Here is an 18,619-nt window from a genome sequence, read left to right as displayed (position 1 = left end):
TTTTATATACAGATAAAAACTCCCGCATTTGCGGGAGTTTTTTGTTTTTACTCAATTTGTTCCAATAAATACCAATTATCTTTCAATTTTTGAGAGATTTTATATTCATTTTTAAAACCGTAAGTATTTTTATTTTCTGTATTTTTAGTGTAAAATAGTTTATTATAGTTGCGCAAACCTTTTATAATCATCCAGAATTTTTGATTTAAGAACTCTTATATATTCAATTGTATCAGTATTAAGATAAAAATAATAAGTTGTTTGATTATTGAATACATATGTTTTTCCTCTTAATTCATAATTCATATCAAATAAATTTCCATTAGCTTCAATTGCTTTTTGATAATCAACTTTCTTAGAACAACTTATTGTTCCTATAATAAGTAAATTGAAAAATAGGAGTTTTTTATTCAGTTTAAATATGAGATATAATAGTTTAAGATACATATTTTAAATATAAAAATCCCTCAATTTCTTGAAGGATTTTAAATATTATTTGATAAAATCTATTACAACCATTCGTCATCATCTTCTGAATCTTCTAATTCAGCATCGATGAATTGGATGTAAAATGCAACAATTTCTCCTTTTCCATTGTATCCAAAATAAGCAGGATAGATTCCTTCTCCGAAACCAGCCTGAAAAATTGGTGATTTAAATTCTGTTGTTGGAATTGTCCAATTGATCCAATCTCCTTCTTCTGATTGATATTTAGGATTATTTTTAGCATTTTCTACGAATAATGCGTTAAAATAATCATCGTATAAATTAGCATCACCTTTACTTTCGAACTCATCGATAAATTTTACAAAAGAATCTTTTGCTTCTGCATCAACAATAGTCGCTAAACCACTTTCGATTGAGAAACCAAAGTATTCTCCTTCTTGTAATTCTTCAATCAACTCGATTCCTTTCATTGCTTCTTCATAACGAACAGGTTTTTCGTCTGTAAAAGCAACTTTTACACAACCAATTAAGTTTTCAACATCACCATCGTCTTCAAATTTTACAATGCTTGCAGTGACAGGAAAATTACCTTTTGGTGTTTCAAGGAAATAAGGATCTTTATCCATTGATAAATATTCTCCCAAAGGATCATTCACAAAAATCTTTCCTGAAGGCAAAGACACTTCTCCCAAATCAATTTGGTCAATCTCAACTCCACTAATTTCTTTATCGGTAAAATATTTTTCTAAGTCGTTAGGAGCCAAAGTAAATTCTCTTTTAGATTCCCAAGTTTTTAACCATTCTGCTGTTGGTTGCATATTTTTTTATTTTAAAGTGGTACAAAATTACATTAAATAATGATAGCGAGAGAATAGAGGTTGATTTAATTATCTCAATTTCTTTTTTAATTCGTTTTTATCGATGTCATATTCTAAATGCATAATCGAAATTAAATCTTCTTCGGAAAGTAGATTATTTTTGTAATAATTGATTAAAAAAGGCTCTATTTTCGAAAATTCTGATAACGAATTTTGTTTGAAATAAACTTCAATGAATTGTTTGTCTTTGGTTTTTAATGTTATCAAATTACTAATTCCGTGCGAACCTTCTGGGGTTTCAAATTCACCAAATGATTTTACTGCTTTTCCTTTATAATCATCATTATCAATTACAATGGAAAATAAATCCTTAACAGCAAAAAATTGATCTTTTACTGAAATTCCATCTTTTGAGAAAGTAAGTTTTCCATCAAAATTACCTTTTAATTCTGTTGATGGTTTTTTGAAATAACCATTCCAATAGGCCACAACTGTTGCTAAAAGTCCAATAAAAATGTAATAATACGTTTGATTTTTAAAAACTTTCAATTCTAAAAAAACAAAGCTGATTACCGTAACAACAAGAAAAGATAGAATCAATTTTACAATTTGCTTGTTGTTTTTTTTCGGTTTTTCGGGTACAAAAATTTCAAAACTATAATTATCCATGTGCAATTTCTTTACGAACTCTACTTAAACTCTCGGGCGTGATTCCTAAATAAGAGGCAATCATCCATTGGGGGATGCGAGAAAGTTGGTTGGGGTATAAACGCATAAACTCTAAATAGCGCGTTTTTGCTGAAGCACCAAGTAATAAATTGATGCGGTCTTGTAAACTACGTACATGATTCTGAATCAATTTGTTTTGTGCAGCTAAATAATTTGGGTTCAAACTAATAATTAGTTCATTCAATTTTTCATTTAACAATATCACTGTCGAGTCTTCAATTGCTTGAATGTAAAACTTAGATTTTTGTTTACAGAAAGCGCTGTTTCGATCGCTTACAATCCAATTTTCTGTTCCAAATTGTAGTAGATGTTCTTTCCCATTATCATCAATTGTGTAAGAACGAATAACACCCGATTCAACAAAATAATAGTCTTCAGAATATACACCTGGCTCTAAAATAAACTCATTTTTTTTGTATTCTTTTACAACCAATTCATTTTCTATTTTTGACCATTGTTCTTCGGTTAAATCAATGATTGTTGATAAATGTTTTTTATAATTTTCCATACATATAGCAGTATGTTTACAAATTTAGCAGAATTTAATCAATAATAATGTATCAAAATTTGTTACATTTAAAATAAAAGATTACTTTTGAAGTATTAAATCATTAAAATGAATAATTTAAGATTCGCAACAGCTATACATATTTTAGTCTTGGCCGAAAAATTTCAGGGGCAATTAATTACTTCTGATTTTATTGCAGGAAGTATCAATGTAAATCCAGTTGTTGTACGTCGTGAAATTAGGTTTTTGAAAGAAGCAGGTTATATCAATTCGAAGAAAGGGAAAGAAGGTGGAATTTTTTTAACGAAAAATGCAGCCGATATTTTACTTGGAGATGTTTATAAAATTGTAAATCACGAAAATATTTTCGGAAAAATGAATCAAACAAATCCTGAATGTCCAATTGGAAAACAAATGAACGCAAATCTTGAAGTTTTATTTAATAAAGCGGAATCTGACTTAATAAAAACATTAAATCATAAAACATTAAAAGAGTTTTCTGATGATTTTCAGTAAATTTTTTTTGAATTTAATTGTAACAATATTAATTACAATATATAATTAATCAAACAAATTATAAAAAATGAAAGTAGCAGTAATTGGAGCAACAGGTTTTGTAGGCTCACACATTGTAGAAGAGTTAGTGGATAGAAATCAATCTATTAAAGCATTTGCAAGAAATACAGATAAAGTTTTGGATAGCAAAAATGTAGCAAAAGTTGCCTTAGACGTAAATGATGTACAAGCTTTGTCTACAGACCTGAAAGGGGCGGATGTAGTTGTAAGTGCATTTAATGCTGGGTGGTCAAATCCATCTATTTATGAAGATTATATAAAAGGAGCAAAAGCAATTGAAGAGGCAACGAAGTTAGCAGGCGTAAAACGGTTGATAGTGATTGGTGGTGCAGGAAGTTTATATGTGAATGACGAAAAAGAAGTACAAATTGTAGACGCTCCTGGTTTTCCAGAAGAAATCAAGCAAGGAGCTTTGGCTGCAAGAGATTATTACAATATCCTAAAACAAGATAATGAATTGGATTGGACGATGTTTTCTCCAGCACCAGAAATGCATCAGGGAACATCAGGAGAGCGAAAAGGAAAATATAGAGTTGGAAAAGATGTGCCTGTTTTTAATGAAGAAGGGCGTAGTGTTTTGTCTGTAGAAGATGTGGCGGTTGTCATTGCAGATGAAATAGAAAATGCGAAGTACATTAAAGAAAGATTTACTGCAGCCTACTAAGGGTGTGGTAAATGATAAATAATATCAAATTTTTAGGACAAAAAGATTTTTTTTGGTACGATTTGTGAAAAATACAAATCAAATGCAAGAATAATGAAATTGTCAATAGCAATAGGATGTTTACTCTTAAGTGTAGGTTTCGTTCTTTTATGCTCTTTCTTAAATCTTGAAATATTTTTTAACCTACTACTTGGAATAATATTTTTATTATGTAGTTTGTTAATGGGGTACTTAGGATTTAATTTTTTGTTCGATTATCTAAATCGCACAAGATTATTAAAAAAAGGTTTAAAAGTTAAAGCTCATATTATAGAAATTAAAAGAAGCTTATTAGGCGAAAATCATTTGCCAGATTATGTTGTAGAAGTTTTTTACACACATCCTAACACAGAAAAAATTTATTATACAGAGTTCGAATATTTTGGTGATGTAAATGCGAACGAACGATTAAAAAAAGGAAAAGATGTTGATATTTTGATCGATCCGCAGAATCCAGAAAATATTTACTTCAAAAATGTCATATAAAAGGAACTAAATTTTTAGTTCCTTTTATTATTTTCTAATTATTACTGATTAAAAATATTTTATTTTAAATGATCCAATAACATTTCGGCAGTAGCAGGGTTTGTAGCTAAAGGAATGTTGTGTACATCACACAACCTCAATAACATATTAACGTCTGGTTCGTGAGGATGTTTTCCCATTGGATCTCTAAAAAAGAAAACCATATTTGTTTTTCCTTCTACAACACGAGCTGCAATCTGTGCATCACCACCTAAAGGTCCAGAAAGATAGCGTGTCACTTTCAATCCCGTTTGTTCAGCGTATTTACCTGTTGTTCCAGTTGCTATAAAAGCTATGTTGTTTTTATTTAACGCTTCTTTATGTTTCATTAAAAAATTTACCATTTCGGCTTTTTTACCGTCATGAGCGATCAATGCTATTTCCATATATTTTTTCTATTTAATCTAAAATCTTACTTTTGTACAAATTTAGCAGAACAATCTTAAATATTGAGTTGTTTTGAGAATTATAAATAGTAAAACGACTATGAAATTTAATTTATTAACGGTAAAAGAAATTGTAAAATTAACAGCAGATTCGGTTCAAATTACATTTGATGTTCCTGATGAATTGCAAGATCAATACAACTTTTTACCTGGACAATATATCACACTAAACATAAACGGAGAACGAAGAGACTACTCTTTATGTGCTTCTCCAAATGATAAAAAATGGAGTATAGGGGTAAAATCTCAACCAAACGGAAAAGTTTCGAATTATCTTTTCAATGATTTAAAAGTTGGAGATCAATTAGAAGTTTCGACACCAAGTGGTCGCTTTACAATTCCTACAAAACCCAACGAAAAACGTACATTATTGGCTTTTACTGCAGGTAGTGGAATTACACCAATTATGAGTATGTTAGAGTTTACGTTGCAAACAGAGGAGTGGGTGAACTTCCACATTTTTTATGTGAATAGAGACGAAAATTCGATTATGTTCAAAGAGCGTTTGACGGAATTGAAACAAAAGTATCCAAACAACGTTTTTATTCATCATTTTTTCACAAGACAAGAACAAGAAAATTTCATTTACAACGGACGAATTGATGAGAAAAAATTTGATTTAATCTTGAATCAAATTATCGATATCAATGAAGTTGATGAAGCAATGGTTTGTGGACCTGAGGAAATGATTTTGACTTTAGCTAAGAAAATAAACGAAGCGGGAATTATCGAAAAACATATTCATTTTGAAATGTTTAATCCATCTGTTAAAACAGAAGATATTTTTACTAAACACGATGAAGGTCCTCAAACGGTTCAAGTTACAGTAACACTCGATGGTGAAACATCTGAAGTGACTTGGGATAGAGGAAAAAATTTGGTTGATACCATGTTAGATGCTGGTATTGACGCACCTTATTCTTGTAAAGGAGGTGTTTGTTCTTCTTGTATGTGTAAGGTGACAGAAGGCGAAGTGCATATTGGAGACAACTATGTATTAACGGATTCTGATTACGAAGAAGGAATAACATTAGCGTGTATTTCTCGACCAAAATCGGCTACTTTATCAATTGATTTTGATGATGTTTAGAAATAAGATTAATAAAAAAATGGCGAAACAGTAATGTTCGCCATTTTTTTTATGATTTGATTAATCTTCTTCATCAAACATTTCTTTGAATGTTATAATCTCTCTTCCTGGAAGGATTAAATTTAATGCAACACCAATGATAGACGCCAAAGCCATTCCTTCTAACGAAAATAAATCTCCAATATGAATTGCTGCTCCTCCAATTCCAATGATTAGAATAACAGAAGATATGATTAAGTTTCGTTTAACCTTGAAATCTACTTTATTTTCAATCAACATTCTCAAACCACTCGAAGCGATAATTCCGAATAATAAAATGGAAACTCCACCCATTACAGGTGTTGGAATTGTGCTTAATAGAGCTGAAATTTTTCCGCAAAATCCAAATAAAATAGCAAAACAGGCAGCGCCAACAAATACATAAATACTAAATGCTCTTGTTATAGCCAAAACGCCAATGTTTTCACCATATGTTGTATTAGGAGGTCCGCCCAAACATGCAGCAATCATCGTCGCAACTCCATCTCCTAACATCGATTTGTCTAAACCAGGATCATCAATCAAATCTTTGTTAACTACTTTACTTAAGACTAATTGATGTCCAATGTGTTCAGCAATAGGTACAATTGCAACGGGAATCATCAGGAAAATAACATACCAAGATAGTGTAGGAGTATAATTGATAAATGGAATAGTAAAATCTGGAACCATAAACCATTTCGCTTGTAAAACAGGTTCTAAATTAACTACTCCCATTGCAATAGCAAAAAGATATCCACCAATAATCCCAACTAAAATAGGGATAACACTTAAAAATCCTCTACTAAAAATTGCGGTGATCACCGTAATAATCAATGTAACAAAACCAATGGTAACATATGTTAAATCATATTCTCCAGAAGGATTATTTGTCACCATTTTAATCGCTGTTGAAGCCAATCCCAGACCAATAACCATAATAACTGGACCTACGACAATTGGTGGTAAAAGTTTCATCAGCCACTTTGTACCTGCTGTTGCGATGATAAGCGAGACAATGGAATAAGTAACTCCGACTAAAAAACTTCCGACTAAAAAGCTACCTACTGCAATACCACTTTCAGGATTTGCTTCTAACGCTTTCATTGCTATAATTGGATTGATAAACGCGAATGAAGAACCCAAATAAGAAGGAACTTTTCCTCTTGTTATAAGGATGAAAACCAATGTTCCTATTCCGCTCGAAATTAATGCAATTGCAGGCGACATTCCTGTTAAGGCAGGAACTAATACTGTAGCTCCGAACATTGCAAAAAGATGTTGTATACTCAATAATATTCCTTGTCCTAACTTCGGTTTTTCGTCGATCGCTAAGACAATTTTTTGGTCATTTTGTTGACTCATTTTAAAAGAGATTGAAATTGTTTTTGTTTGAGTGCAAAAGTAGTTCAAAACGATTAATTAGTTGTGAAATCATATAACTATTTCACCTAATAATATAAATGGTATGCCGCAATTTAGTTCGAAATTTGTGAGTGTAAATCAATGAATGATGAAGACAAAAGAATTAAAATTCAAAACAAATATAAATTGCAACAGTTGTCTAAATAAAGTAAAGTCTTACTTAGATCAATTACAAGATTTAGAATCTTGGGAGGTTGACACGAATAATCCTGATAAAATTTTAACAGTTAAAGGTGTACAAATAACTGAAGAAGAAATTATTGATACAATCGAAGAAGTTGGTTTTAATGCAGAATTAATTAAAGAATAAAGGTTTTTAGGTAGAACGACTTATTTTTTGTGATAATTTAAGTCAATGTAATCCCAATCATTTACGAATGATTTGGGATTTTTTAATACAAAATAATTAATAAAATTATTCTATTTTTTTCATAATGAGTCATTAACTTTGCAGCTTCAAAATTTGAAATGAACAGTAAACGCATCATAAAATTCGTTACCATTCTGATTATTTTTATTATTCAGTTTTTATTTCTATTCTCGATTATAAACGAGCGTATAGAACATGATCTTGTACCGTATATTATTGTTGCAATTTGTCTGCTTTTGCTGATTGTTTACCGCAAATTTCCTTTGCATCATCACGAATATTCCTTTGATCGAAAAACATTGGTTTTATGGATCCCAATCGCTGCAATAATTACCTATTTAATGAATAATAAATTAGGCTTAGGTGCAGTTTTTTCTGCGGGAATTATTGGTACTTTAGGTTCCTTTTTAACGAAGCTAAATCCACGTTCTGATTATTTAAAACAAGTTGCAGGACCTATTTATTGTGGAGCTTTTATTGGAATGACTTCCTTGGATGTTGAATATGTTTATTGGATGATTATTACAGCAGGAATTTTTACTGCGTTGTTATTTTTTGCCACAAAATCATTATTTGTTGGTGTAGGTGGAAAACTTGGTACTTTAGCTTTTATTGGCGTTTTATTGAGTATGTTATTGTTTAAATTAATCTTAGGCTAATGATTATTGAATTTTTAATATTAATGATGTGTTCCATTATTGCATCGTTGACAACTTTTGAATTAAACATTCGTTTTAAGCAAGGTCCAGTTCGTTCATCTGCGGTGATAGCGATGATTATTGGTGGTTTTTTCTACTTTTTTCCAACCATTTTGCCTCAATTTTACACGGACAATATACCTCTTTACGTAATTGGTGGAACGTTCATCGGAATGGTTTCTTCGACAATTAATATTAGTTATTTTTCGTTGATTTTTTCGCCCATGTTATTTGCTATTTTATTGCATTACACGAGTCAAATTTTTAATGGTTATGGAGGTGCATTAGGCACAACAGCGTGTATTGCGTTGATGTGTACAATGGCTTTTCCTATTATCACAAAAAGCAAAAAAGTAACCTATGGTTATCGCTTGTTACGTGTTATGTTTAAGAAGAGAAAACGTAAAAAAGTAATTAAATTAAAAGTTTAATATAGTTCATTTAATTGCTTTATAATTAATAATATATGTTTAAAATTATTTCATTGATTTTTCTATTCTTCTGTCTGGGATTAACCAAATTAAAGCAATAATACCGTACACAACTATTCCAAATTCTGGTTGAATAAAAACTAAAACAATACCTAAAATATAGCCAATACTTGATCCTTTTTCTTTTAGATTTTGACTTACCGATTTACCAATAATAGATTCTTTTCCTTCTTGTTTTATAGCTGTTTTTTCGATGAGCATAAAGGCAAGGCTACTCATTAATAATACAAAACCATAAAATACAACTGGAAATCTTGAATGAAAGTTTTCGCCCATCCAACCCGTTGAAACAGGTAATAAAGAGAGCCAAAAAAGTAAGTGTAAATTACTCCAAAGAATTCCACCATTCACTTTCTCGATTGCTTGAAAAAGATGGTGATGATTATTCCAATAGATTCCGACATAAATGAAACTAAATAAATAGTTTAAAAATTTAGGTAAATATGGTTTTAAACTCATTAAATCATTACCAATAGGAACTTTTAAATCCAATACCATAATGGTAATAATGATAGCAAGAACGCCATCACTAAAGGCTTCTAATCGATTGGTTGTCATACTTTTTAATTTAATCTAATATATTAATTGTTAATCATAAAATAACATGTTTAATTTATTTTTTTGTTGTTGTAATTCTAAAATTTAGGTTTATATTTAATTCTAAATGAACTAATTTAGTGTCAACAAAGTAGGTTATGAATACATTTATTGTGATTCTAAGAGGAATCAACGTTAGCGGAAAAAAAATCATCAAAATGGATGTTTTAACGAAGCTTTTAGAAGATTTATCTTTTGTGAATGTGACAACTTATGTTCAAAGTGGTAATGCGGTTTTTTCTTCAAACTTGACCAATCTCAAAGAAATAGCAGATTTAATTCATGATAAAATTGCTGAATCACTTGCTTTTGAAGTTCCAGTCTTAATTCTTACCATAGATAAATTAAAACGTATCATAGAGGAAAATCCTTTTCTTCACGATTCTACACTCGATAAAGAGTTTTTATATTATACTTTTTTGGGAAATCAACCAGCAGAATTTGATAAGGAGAAAATTGAACATATAAAAGCCGAAGATGAACAATACGAAATCAAGAATGAAGTGGTTTATTTGTACTGTCCATTTGGATATGGAAAAACAAAATTGACCAATATTTTTTTCGAAAATTTATTACAAGTAAGTGCAACAACAAGAAATCATAATACCGCAACTTCTTTATTACAACTTGCTTCGATGAGAGAAAATTAGAAAAAGAATGACAATAAAAAAACGTCATTAATAATTAAGTTAATGACGCTTTATATGTTTTTAGAATGAAATTATTCTGCAACTAATTGATCTAACAGATCATTAATTTCTTTATCGTTCCAATCTCTTGTTTTTGTTTCTTTTAATACAACTTCTCCTTTTTTATTTAAGATGTAAGTAGTTGGAAAAACTTTCGGTAACATATTATTTGATATTGGACTATTTGGCTCATAAACGGGCATTGTATAATTATTTTTTTCCAAAAATGGATTAAAAACTTTCGGTTTATCTTGAATTGTAACCAGTACAAATTTAACTTTTTGTCCTTTTGCCTCATATAATTTCTGAATAGTTGGCATTTCTGCAACACAAGGAGGGCACCAACTTCCCCAAAAGTTTAGAAAAACGACTTCCCCACTTTTTTTGAAATCAAGCAAGTTAGTATTTGTTGCTCCATTATATCCAATCAAATCAATATCATAATCACTTTCTGATAATTCTACATCAGCACCAGCAATGTGGCTATTATCTTCCATTTTATTTTTAAAAAATGTACCAACCGGTGTAAACATTATAGCAACTAAAGCAATTACTACAACGATAGCAAAAATAATTTGTTTATTTCCTTTCATATTTTTTTAAAAAAAATCTTACACAAAGATGCAAACAATTAACAAGTTGAACAAATTGAAAAACCTGATTAATTCGCGATATTTTCGTCGATTAAATCTAAAATTTCATTTACAATATCTTCTCCTTTATTTTTATTATAGAAATGTTGTAAGTCTTCGTGAAACTCATCTGCCGAATATTTATCAGGATTATTTTTAAAACGAGCTAACATTTCCATTCCAGCTTTTGGACGAGGGCCAAAACGAAAAGCTTCTTCATTATCCTCATTTACACCAATAATAATTGGAATAGAAGCAGCTCCATTTGTTTTGTATTTTTCCATTAAATCCATATTCTCATCTCTGAAAATATAATGTGTCGAAACGTTTAAGGCATTTGCAAATCGCTCTACAACTGGTAAAATTTGAGAAGCGTCACCACACCATCCCTCTGTAATAATTAATAATTTAAAATTATTTACAGTCGATTTTATACGTGTTTCTTGAGCAGGATTTAATTTAAACGTTTTATAAACTCTATTCATACGTTGTAATCCCAACGCATAATATTGCACATATTCTTTCGGATCATCGTTTTCGATTTCATTTTCTAACTCATCTTCTACACGTGTGATATAATCTTCGTACGTTAACCCCTTGTTGATGTATTCTTCTAATTTCATTTGTTTATTATTTTATACAAATATAAAGTAATTCTACGAGCTTATTTTGTAACATAGATGACATAGTTTGTCGTTAAAATTTGGTAAATTGCGACTTTCTAAAGTAGAAAAATGTATCAAAATCCATTAAAGAAAACCATAGAATATTTGAAGGGAGCTGGTCCTGAGCGTGCTAAAACACTGCAAAGTGAATTCAGAATTTTTAGATACGAAGATTTGATACAACATTTTCCTTTTCGTTATGTTGATAAATCGAAATTTTATAAAATTTCTGAAATTTCATCTACAGCTGCCGAAATTCAATTAAAAGGCAAAATTGTTCAGTTAGAAGAAATAAATCAAGGTAAAGTAAAGCGTTTAGTTGGGAAGTTTCAGGATGGAACAGGAACGTTGGAATTGGTTTGGTTCAAGGTTTCATCTTGGCAAAAAGAGAAACTAAAAAATGATCTTTTCAAAGAAGTTGTGCTTTATGGGAAACCAAATTTATTCAATAACAATCTTAGTATTACGCATCCTGAGATAGAATTAGTTGAAGATGCTAAGAATATTCCACTTGGTTTATTTCCTATTTATCCAAGCACAGAAAAATTAACGAAAAAAGGAATTACAAATCGAGTTCTTCAGAAAATGATGATGAACCTTTTTGCTGAAAAAATCGATATTCCTGAAAATTTACCTCAAAATGTAATTGATCATTATAAATTAGTTGGACGAAATGAAGCCTTAAAAGCGATTCATTTTCCAAAGGATTTAACAGAATTAAATGCTGCTATTCGACGTTTAAAATTTGAAGAATTTTTCTTTCTGAATTTAGCTAATCTTTCTCAAAAAGCAGTTAATAAACAAAAGAATAGAAGTAATTCTTTTCCAGAAATTGGTCATTATTTCAATAGGTTTTACAACGAATATTTACCTTTTGAACTGACAAATGCTCAAAAAAGAGTGGTTAAAGAAATTCGCTCTGATCTTCGTCAACCTGCACAAATGAATCGTTTATTGCAAGGAGATGTAGGTTCAGGAAAAACAATGGTTGCATTGTTAACGATGTTGATCGCAGTAGATAATGGCTATCAAGCTGCTTTAATTGCGCCAACCGAAATTTTGGCACAACAACATTATGAAAGTATTACAGAATTATTGAACGGCTTAGATGTTTCTGTTGAATTGTTAACAGGTTCGGTCACGAAAAAAAGGCGTCAACCAATTCTTGAGAATTTAGAAAATGGAAATCTAAAAATCATTATCGGAACACATGCCTTATTAGAAGATAACGTTATTTTTCAGAATTTAGGATTAGCGATTATTGATGAGCAACATCGTTTTGGTGTGGCTCAACGTGCTAAATTTTGGCGTAAAGCTAAACTTCCACCTCACATTCTAGTGATGACAGCAACGCCAATTCCTCGGACATTATCTATGACAATGTATGGCGATTTAGATGTTTCTGTGATCGATGAGTTACCAAAAGGTAGAAAGCCAATAAAGACTCTTCATAAAACAGATGCGCATCGGTTAAGTGTTTTTAAATTTATGAAAGATGAAATTGCCAAAGGTCGTCAAATATATGTTGTTTATCCGTTAATTGAAGAGTCTGCAAAATTAGAGTTAAAAGATTTGATGGATGGTTACGAAAGTATTTCGCGTGCTTTTCCTTTACCAGAATATGGAATTAGTATAGTACATGGAAGGCAAAAGCCTGCTGATAAAGAATTTGAAATGAATCGTTTCAAAAATCATGAAACACAAATATTAGTTGCAACAACTGTGATAGAGGTGGGTGTTAATGTGCCTAATGCTTCGGTAATGATTATCGAAAACTCTGAACGATTTGGACTTTCTCAACTGCATCAACTTCGTGGACGTGTAGGGCGGGGTGAAGAGCAGTCCTATTGTATTTTGATGACAGGAGGAAAATTGAATGACGTTTCGAAACGTCGCATTCAAACGATGTGTCAAACTAATGATGGATTTCAAGTTGCAGAGGTAGATTTGGAACTACGAGGTCCAGGCGATATGATGGGAACGCAACAAAGTGGTGTTCTAAATCTTAAAATTGCTGATTTGTCAAAAGATAAAGAAGTGTTGTATGCAGCAAGAAAATGTGTTGAAATTATCTTAAATCAAGACCCGACTTTGTCATCACCAATTTATCAAAATACAAAAAAATATTTTATTGAAAATCATAAAGATAAAGTAGGTTGGAGTCAAATTTCTTAAAATTTAACGTTAAATAAATACGTGATATATTTTTTGGTATAATATGTGATAGTTTAAAAATGAATTTATAAATATCGCGTATTATAGGAAACTTTTAATTTTATTAAGTATGTTAAGATGAATTAACAAAATATTTATTTTTTAACATAATATTAGCGTCAACCAAAAAACACACACAGATTATGATGTACACAAATTTAGAACTTATTAGAACTCCACAAGGAATAGAGGTTGAAGGAAACTCATTATGGAAGTTTAATCAACATTTGAATGTAATGATTTTGATCGCTAATGAATCAATAAAAATAAAACCAACAGTTTCGTTTCAACGTTTCAGAAAATATTAATCCATATAATAGGTAAACCGCTGTATAGCGGTTTTTTTTATGAATTTTATAAATCAACAGTTCTGGTATAGTATTAATTTATTAATCTATTGTAAAATAATATATCTACGATTTGAGTTGACTAATTTGTTGAGATTTAATTATTATAAAAATTAATTATATCTAATAGATTTTATAGATTTGATTTATAGTTTGACTGGTTATAGTTTTGTGGTGTCTTAAAATAATAAATAAAGATTAAAACTATAATTATGATCAAAAGAAGTTTCGTACTAGGATTAGCTTTTCTATCTACTGTTGCATTTTCACAACAATTAACTACAAATACAGGGGCTCCTGTTGGAGATAATCAAAACTCTAAAACATTAGGCAATAATGGGCAAGTTTTATTAGAAGATATTCATCTCATTGAAAAATTAGCAGCTTTTGACCGAGAGCGTATTCCAGAACGTGTTGTTCATGCGAGAGGAGCTGGAGCTTTTGGTGAATTTGTAGCAGAACAAGATTTTTCTGAGGTTACTATGGCAGATTTCTTATCACAAGCAGGAAAAAAAACACCATTATTTGTACGTTTTTCAACGGTAACTCATCAACAAGGTTCACCAGAAACCTACCGTGATCCACGTGGTTTTGCAGTGAAATTTTATACGGAGCAAGGTAACTACGATTTAGTTGGAAATAATTTACCAGTTTTCTTTATTCGTGATGCGATTAAATTTCCAGATATGGTACACGCTTTCAAACCTTCTCCATTAACAAACGGTGCTTCTGACCCTAATCGAGTATTTGATTTCTTTTCTAATCTTCCAGAATCGACACATATGTTAACCTGGTTATTTTCTGATTACGGAATACCTGCGAATTACCGTCAGATGGAAGGGAACGGTGTGCATGCTTACAAATGGGTAAATAATAAAGGTGAAGTGACGTATGTAAAATACAAATGGAAGCCTCAACAAGAAGTGAAGAACTTAACACAGCAAGAAGCGAACGAAATTCAATCTACAGCTATTGAACATGCAACGTTGGATCTGCATCAAGAAATTGAGAAAGGAAATTTTCCAAAATGGGATTTATATGTTCAAATGTTAAAAAGAGAAGATTTTGAACGTTTAGATTTCAATCCTGTTGATGTCACAAAAGTCTGGCCAGAATCTATAGCTAAATTAATTAAAGTTGGAACAATGACGTTGAAAGAGAATCCGACAAATTATTTTCAACAAGTGGAGCAAGCTGCTTTTGCGCCTGCTACATTAGTACCAGGTATCGAAGCATCAGAAGATAAATTGTTACAAGGTCGATTATTTTCTTACACAGATACACAGCGTCACCGTTTAACAGGGAATTTTCAACAAATTCCTGTAAATGCAGCAAAAACTCAAGTCAAAACATACAACCAAGATGGTTATATGTCATTACGTGAACAAAAAGGTGATGTAAATTATCAACCATCGACAAATGTTCCTGAAGTGGTAGATAACGCAAAATTCAATTATTCAAAATCAGTTTTTCCTGCAGGAACGACAACTACTCAGCATGTGATTGATAAAGAAAATAACTTTGCACAAGCAGGTGATTTGTATCAATCTTTTTCTAAGAAGGATCAAGAAAATTTAATTAAAAATTTATCAGGAGCTTTAAATACAGTGAAAAATAAAGTTATCGTCCACAAAATGATTGCCCATTTTTATCAAGCAAATAATGAATACGGTACACGTTTAATGAAAGCAACCAATACTTCTATAAATGATGTAAAACAATACTTACCAAAATAATAAATTAATGGATTGGAGTCGATTGGTTTTGACTCCATGACTTTCTGAAAAATAAAATATATGAAAAGATTATTCTTAGCATTCGTCTTTTTTCTAACAACTTACACAGTAATTGCACAAGATTTATATACTGCGTCAAGAGAGAATGATATTGCATTAATCGAACAATTAATTACAAAAGGTGCAGATGTTAATCAGGCTAATGATAGAGGTTTTACTCCTTTGATTTTAGCGGTTTATAATGACAACAAGGAAGCGGTTTTGTCCTTGTTAAAAAATGGAGCGAATCCAAATGCTCAGGATAAATCGGGTAACAATGCCTTGATGGGAGCTGCGTTTAAAGGTTATCAAGAAATGGTAGATGTTTTATTAGCTCACCAAGCAGATGTAAACCAAGTTAATTTTAATGGAGCTACTTCATTAATTTTTGCAGTTACGTTTGGTAGAAATGATATTGCTAAAAAGTTGATTGAAAAAGGTGCAGATCTTAATATTAAAGACTTTAATGGAAGGACAGCAAAAGATCATGCGTTATTGCAAGAAAATAAAGAAATGATCGAATTGTTAACAACAATGTAATCAATAAGTTTAATTCATAAAAAAAGCAGTAATCCAGAGATCACTGCTTTTTGAATAGTGAATGGAAAAAAAATTATGAATTTGTAGAAGTAAAGGCTGCGCCGATACTTCTTCTTGTGAATTCATGTATTAACTCGTCTAAAACAGACGCGTCTTCTATTGTAGAAGGAATTGTAAATGGTGTTCCATCTGCAATTTGAGTTAAAGTTTTACGCAAAATCTTACCACTTCGAGTTTTTGGTAAGCGATCAACTTTAATCGTTGTTTTATAGCATGCTATTCCTCCAATTTCTTTACGTAACAAAGCAATTAAATCTTTTTCAATTTCTTCTTCAGTTTTTGTTGCGTTTTCTTTTGTAACAATAAATCCGATTGGAACTTGACCTTTCAATTCATCTTTTATTCCAACAACAGCACATTCCGTTACATCAGGATGAGAAGAAACTAATTCTTCCATTGTAGCTGTGCTTAATCTGTGTCCTGCAACATTTATAATATCATCTGTTCGACCAGTGATAAAGACAAATCCATTTTCGTCTTTGTAACCACCATCTCCTGTTAGATAATGATCAGGAAATTGTTGAAAATATCCTTTAATAAATCGGTGTTCGTTTCGCCATAAACTTGCCATACATCCAGGAGGAAGTGGAAGTTTGATTACAATAGGCCCTTCTTCATTTACATCATTTTCGATTCCTTCCTCGTTTACGATTTTGATGTTGTATCCAAAAACAGGAAGTCCTGCAGCGCCAGGTTCTGGCATTATTTCTTGTAATCCTGCACATATACCTAACATTGGCCATCCACTTTCTGTTTGCCACCAATGATCAATAACGGGACGTTTCGAAATTTCTTTTAACCAATAATATGTAGAAGTATCGCATCGTTCTCCAGCTAAAAACAGACGTTTTAAACTCGTTGTATCATATTGTTGAAATAATTTTCCTTCTGGATCCTCTTTTCGTATTGCACGAATTGCTGTTGGAGCAGTAAATACATTTTTTATTTTGTATTCTTCAACCATTCGCCAAAACGCACCAGCATCTGGAGTTTTGATAGGTTTACCTTCATATATAACAGTTGTTACGCCATAAATCAAAGGAGCATATACAATATAAGAATGTCCAACAACCCATCCGATATCACTTGCTGTAAGAATCGTGTCACCAGGTTCTAAATCATAAAAATATTTCATGGTTGAATTTAGAGCGGTTGCGTAGCCACCTGTATCACGAACAACACCTTTAGGAGTTGAAGTTGTACCAGATGTATACAGAATATATAATGGATGTGTACTCGGAACTTCTATTGGTTCTACAGGTTCGTGTTTATACATTTCATCGTATGTATGTACATTAGCTGCAGATAAATCGTCGCTGTGATTTGGACGTTCGAAAATGATAATATCTTTTGGTTTATATATCGTTAAATTAATAGCTTCATCAATTAAATGTTTGTAATTGATTTGACGGTTAACTTCTACACCATAAGAAGATGAAATAATGACATCTGGTTGAGCGTCATCAATTCTAATCGCTAATTCTGGAGCAGCAAAACCTCCGAATACCACCGAATGTATTACACCAATTCTTGAACATGCCAACATAGCTACAATAGCTTCAGGTATCATCGGCATATAAATAATGGCTGTATCGCCTTTCGTTAGTCCTAATGAAGTTAATCCACCTGCAAAACGACTAACTTTATCTAATAATTCGTTGTATGTTATTTTCTGTTTAACTCCAGTTACGGGTGAATCATATATTAACGCATTTTGTTCGCCACGACCAGCTTTAATATTTTCCTCTAAAGCCAAACGGCTCATGTTGATTTTTCCATCTAGAAACCATGAATAATAGCCATTTTCATTTTTTCTTAAAATTTCTTCAGGGTAAGTTGACCAAGCCAATTTGTAAGCTTCCTTTTTCCAAAAGAGTTCGGGTTCTTCAATACTTTTTGAGTATAAAGTTTTGTAATCCATTTGTGTGTGTGTTGTGTTTTATTTGTTGCGGTAAATTACGAATTGTTTTTATTTGATAAATTATTATTTGATTAATTATTTTAAGACATAGAAAATATTTGTATTTTTAATAAATTTTAAGACGTTTGAATGAGTAAATGTTAAAAACATCAGTTAAAAATCGTTAATTCTTATCAAATTGATAGTGTGTCAAATACACATTAAAAATCAATTCAATGTTATTTTCTTAAATTTACAATTTAAATAAACAAAATAACAGATGTATAAATAGAAAATATCGTATATTTATTTGAATAAAAGCGGATAAATAAAGGTTTGACTAACTTTTTTTAACA

General features: G+C 30.9%; 21 protein-coding genes. 12 read left to right on the top strand and 9 right to left on the bottom strand.

Annotated elements, in window-relative coordinates:
• Positions 1-509: 509 nt before the first annotated feature.
• From NZD85_RS02605 to NZD85_RS02595, 3 genes are all read right to left on the bottom strand, one after another.
• Entirely contained in the window at positions 510-1,265 is a 756-nt protein-coding gene (locus NZD85_RS02605; RefSeq protein ID WP_260543246.1) for a DUF4241 domain-containing protein, read from the bottom strand.
• Between the two features lie 69 nt (positions 1,266-1,334).
• Positions 1,335-1,934 carry a hypothetical protein gene (locus NZD85_RS02600; RefSeq protein WP_260543244.1) on the bottom strand — a complete coding sequence of 200 codons (600 nt, stop codon included), beginning with the start codon at positions 1,932-1,934 and terminating at the stop codon, positions 1,335-1,337.
• The gene (locus NZD85_RS02595; RefSeq protein WP_260543243.1) at positions 1,927-2,502 is read right to left on the bottom strand and encodes a Crp/Fnr family transcriptional regulator; all 576 of its coding nucleotides are present in this window, start codon (positions 2,500-2,502) and stop codon (positions 1,927-1,929) included. Before NZD85_RS02595 ends, NZD85_RS02600 begins: the two co-directional genes overlap by 8 nt.
• Positions 2,503-2,610: 108 nt before the next feature.
• On the opposite strand from NZD85_RS02595, the gene NZD85_RS02590 reads away from it, so the two are divergent.
• The 3 genes from NZD85_RS02590 to NZD85_RS02580 all read left to right on the top strand — a co-directional run bounded on the left by NZD85_RS02590 (position 2,611) and on the right by NZD85_RS02580 (position 4,267).
• Complete coding sequence (locus NZD85_RS02590) at positions 2,611-3,018, top strand: RrF2 family transcriptional regulator (protein ID WP_171622038.1); 408 nt, start codon at positions 2,611-2,613, stop codon at positions 3,016-3,018.
• A 67-nt stretch (positions 3,019-3,085) separates the two neighbouring features.
• Positions 3,086-3,742 (top strand): NAD(P)-dependent oxidoreductase, encoded by a 657-nt coding sequence (locus tag NZD85_RS02585; protein ID WP_260543242.1) that lies wholly within the window; start codon positions 3,086-3,088, stop codon positions 3,740-3,742.
• Positions 3,743-3,964: 222 nt separating this feature from the next.
• Entirely contained in the window at positions 3,965-4,267 is a 303-nt protein-coding gene (locus NZD85_RS02580) for a DUF3592 domain-containing protein (protein ID WP_171622040.1), read from the top strand.
• A 59-nt stretch (positions 4,268-4,326) separates the two neighbouring features.
• On the opposite strand, the gene NZD85_RS02575 is transcribed toward NZD85_RS02580, so the two are convergent.
• Positions 4,327-4,692 carry a methylglyoxal synthase gene (locus NZD85_RS02575; RefSeq protein ID WP_171622041.1) on the bottom strand — a complete coding sequence of 122 codons (366 nt, stop codon included), beginning with the start codon at positions 4,690-4,692 and terminating at the stop codon, positions 4,327-4,329.
• 100 nt (positions 4,693-4,792) lie between these two features.
• On the opposite strand from NZD85_RS02575, the gene NZD85_RS02570 reads away from it, so the two are divergent.
• Entirely contained in the window at positions 4,793-5,842 is a 1,050-nt protein-coding gene (locus NZD85_RS02570) for a 2Fe-2S iron-sulfur cluster-binding protein (RefSeq protein ID WP_188319992.1), read from the top strand.
• A gap of 60 nt (positions 5,843-5,902) precedes the next feature.
• Here NZD85_RS02570 and NZD85_RS02565 read toward each other — a convergent pair whose 3' ends face one another.
• Positions 5,903-7,225, bottom strand: coding sequence for a solute carrier family 23 protein (locus tag NZD85_RS02565; RefSeq protein WP_260543240.1), 1,323 nt, complete (start codon positions 7,223-7,225; stop codon positions 5,903-5,905).
• 148 nt (positions 7,226-7,373) lie between these two features.
• Between NZD85_RS02565 and NZD85_RS02560 the strand changes: the two genes are divergently transcribed.
• The 3 genes from NZD85_RS02560 to NZD85_RS02550 all read left to right on the top strand — a co-directional run bounded on the left by NZD85_RS02560 (position 7,374) and on the right by NZD85_RS02550 (position 8,784).
• Positions 7,374-7,595 carry a cation transporter gene (locus tag NZD85_RS02560; RefSeq protein WP_260543238.1) on the top strand — a complete coding sequence of 74 codons (222 nt, stop codon included), beginning with the start codon at positions 7,374-7,376 and terminating at the stop codon, positions 7,593-7,595.
• Between the two features lie 158 nt (positions 7,596-7,753).
• Complete coding sequence (locus tag NZD85_RS02555; RefSeq protein WP_171622045.1) at positions 7,754-8,314, top strand: hypothetical protein; 561 nt, start codon at positions 7,754-7,756, stop codon at positions 8,312-8,314.
• Positions 8,314-8,784 carry a hypothetical protein gene (locus tag NZD85_RS02550; protein WP_260543235.1) on the top strand — a complete coding sequence of 157 codons (471 nt, stop codon included), beginning with the start codon at positions 8,314-8,316 and terminating at the stop codon, positions 8,782-8,784. The genes NZD85_RS02555 and NZD85_RS02550 overlap by 1 nt, the downstream gene beginning before the upstream one ends.
• A 45-nt stretch (positions 8,785-8,829) precedes the next feature.
• On the opposite strand, the gene NZD85_RS02545 is transcribed toward NZD85_RS02550, so the two are convergent.
• On the bottom strand, positions 8,830-9,402 hold the full coding sequence (locus NZD85_RS02545) for a TMEM175 family protein (protein ID WP_260543233.1): 573 nt from the start codon (positions 9,400-9,402) through the stop codon (positions 8,830-8,832).
• 137 nt (positions 9,403-9,539) lie between these two features.
• Here NZD85_RS02545 and NZD85_RS02540 point away from each other — a divergent pair, with 137 nt between their 5' ends.
• Positions 9,540-10,091: a DUF1697 domain-containing protein gene (locus NZD85_RS02540; protein ID WP_260543231.1), complete on the top strand. Its 552-nt coding sequence runs from the start codon at positions 9,540-9,542 to the stop codon at positions 10,089-10,091.
• Positions 10,092-10,162: 71 nt separating this feature from the next.
• Here the strand turns inward: NZD85_RS02540 and NZD85_RS02535 are convergent, their stop codons facing one another.
• Together NZD85_RS02535 and NZD85_RS02530 are read right to left on the bottom strand one after the other, a co-directional pair.
• Positions 10,163-10,723 (bottom strand): TlpA family protein disulfide reductase, encoded by a 561-nt coding sequence (locus NZD85_RS02535; RefSeq protein WP_260543229.1) that lies wholly within the window; start codon positions 10,721-10,723, stop codon positions 10,163-10,165.
• A 68-nt stretch (positions 10,724-10,791) separates the two neighbouring features.
• A complete protein-coding gene (locus NZD85_RS02530; RefSeq protein ID WP_260543227.1) occupies positions 10,792-11,385 on the bottom strand; it encodes a thioredoxin family protein in 594 nt (197 codons plus the stop codon).
• Between the two features lie 111 nt (positions 11,386-11,496).
• Here NZD85_RS02530 and recG point away from each other — a divergent pair, with 111 nt between their 5' ends.
• The 4 genes from recG to NZD85_RS02510 all read left to right on the top strand — a co-directional run bounded on the left by recG (position 11,497) and on the right by NZD85_RS02510 (position 16,303).
• Complete coding sequence (gene recG / locus NZD85_RS02525; protein WP_260543225.1) at positions 11,497-13,602, top strand: ATP-dependent DNA helicase RecG; 2,106 nt, start codon at positions 11,497-11,499, stop codon at positions 13,600-13,602.
• Positions 13,603-13,784: 182 nt separating this feature from the next.
• Positions 13,785-13,949 (top strand): hypothetical protein, encoded by a 165-nt coding sequence (locus tag NZD85_RS02520; protein ID WP_171622052.1) that lies wholly within the window; start codon positions 13,785-13,787, stop codon positions 13,947-13,949.
• A gap of 251 nt (positions 13,950-14,200) precedes the next feature.
• The gene (locus tag NZD85_RS02515) at positions 14,201-15,724 is read left to right on the top strand and encodes a catalase (protein WP_260543223.1); all 1,524 of its coding nucleotides are present in this window, start codon (positions 14,201-14,203) and stop codon (positions 15,722-15,724) included.
• Positions 15,725-15,784: 60 nt separating this feature from the next.
• Positions 15,785-16,303 carry an ankyrin repeat domain-containing protein gene (locus tag NZD85_RS02510; RefSeq protein WP_260543221.1) on the top strand — a complete coding sequence of 173 codons (519 nt, stop codon included), beginning with the start codon at positions 15,785-15,787 and terminating at the stop codon, positions 16,301-16,303.
• Positions 16,304-16,376: 73 nt separating this feature from the next.
• Here NZD85_RS02510 and NZD85_RS02505 read toward each other — a convergent pair whose 3' ends face one another.
• Positions 16,377-18,284, bottom strand: a complete 1,908-nt coding sequence (locus NZD85_RS02505; protein WP_260543219.1) for an AMP-binding protein — start codon at positions 18,282-18,284, stop codon at positions 16,377-16,379.
• Positions 18,285-18,619: the final 335 nt, after the last annotated feature.

It is taken from the genome of Empedobacter stercoris (assembly GCF_025244765.1).
Taxonomy (GTDB): Bacteria; Bacteroidota; Bacteroidia; order Flavobacteriales; family Weeksellaceae; genus Empedobacter; species Empedobacter stercoris.
This window is presented reverse-complemented; position numbering and strand designations above follow the sequence as displayed.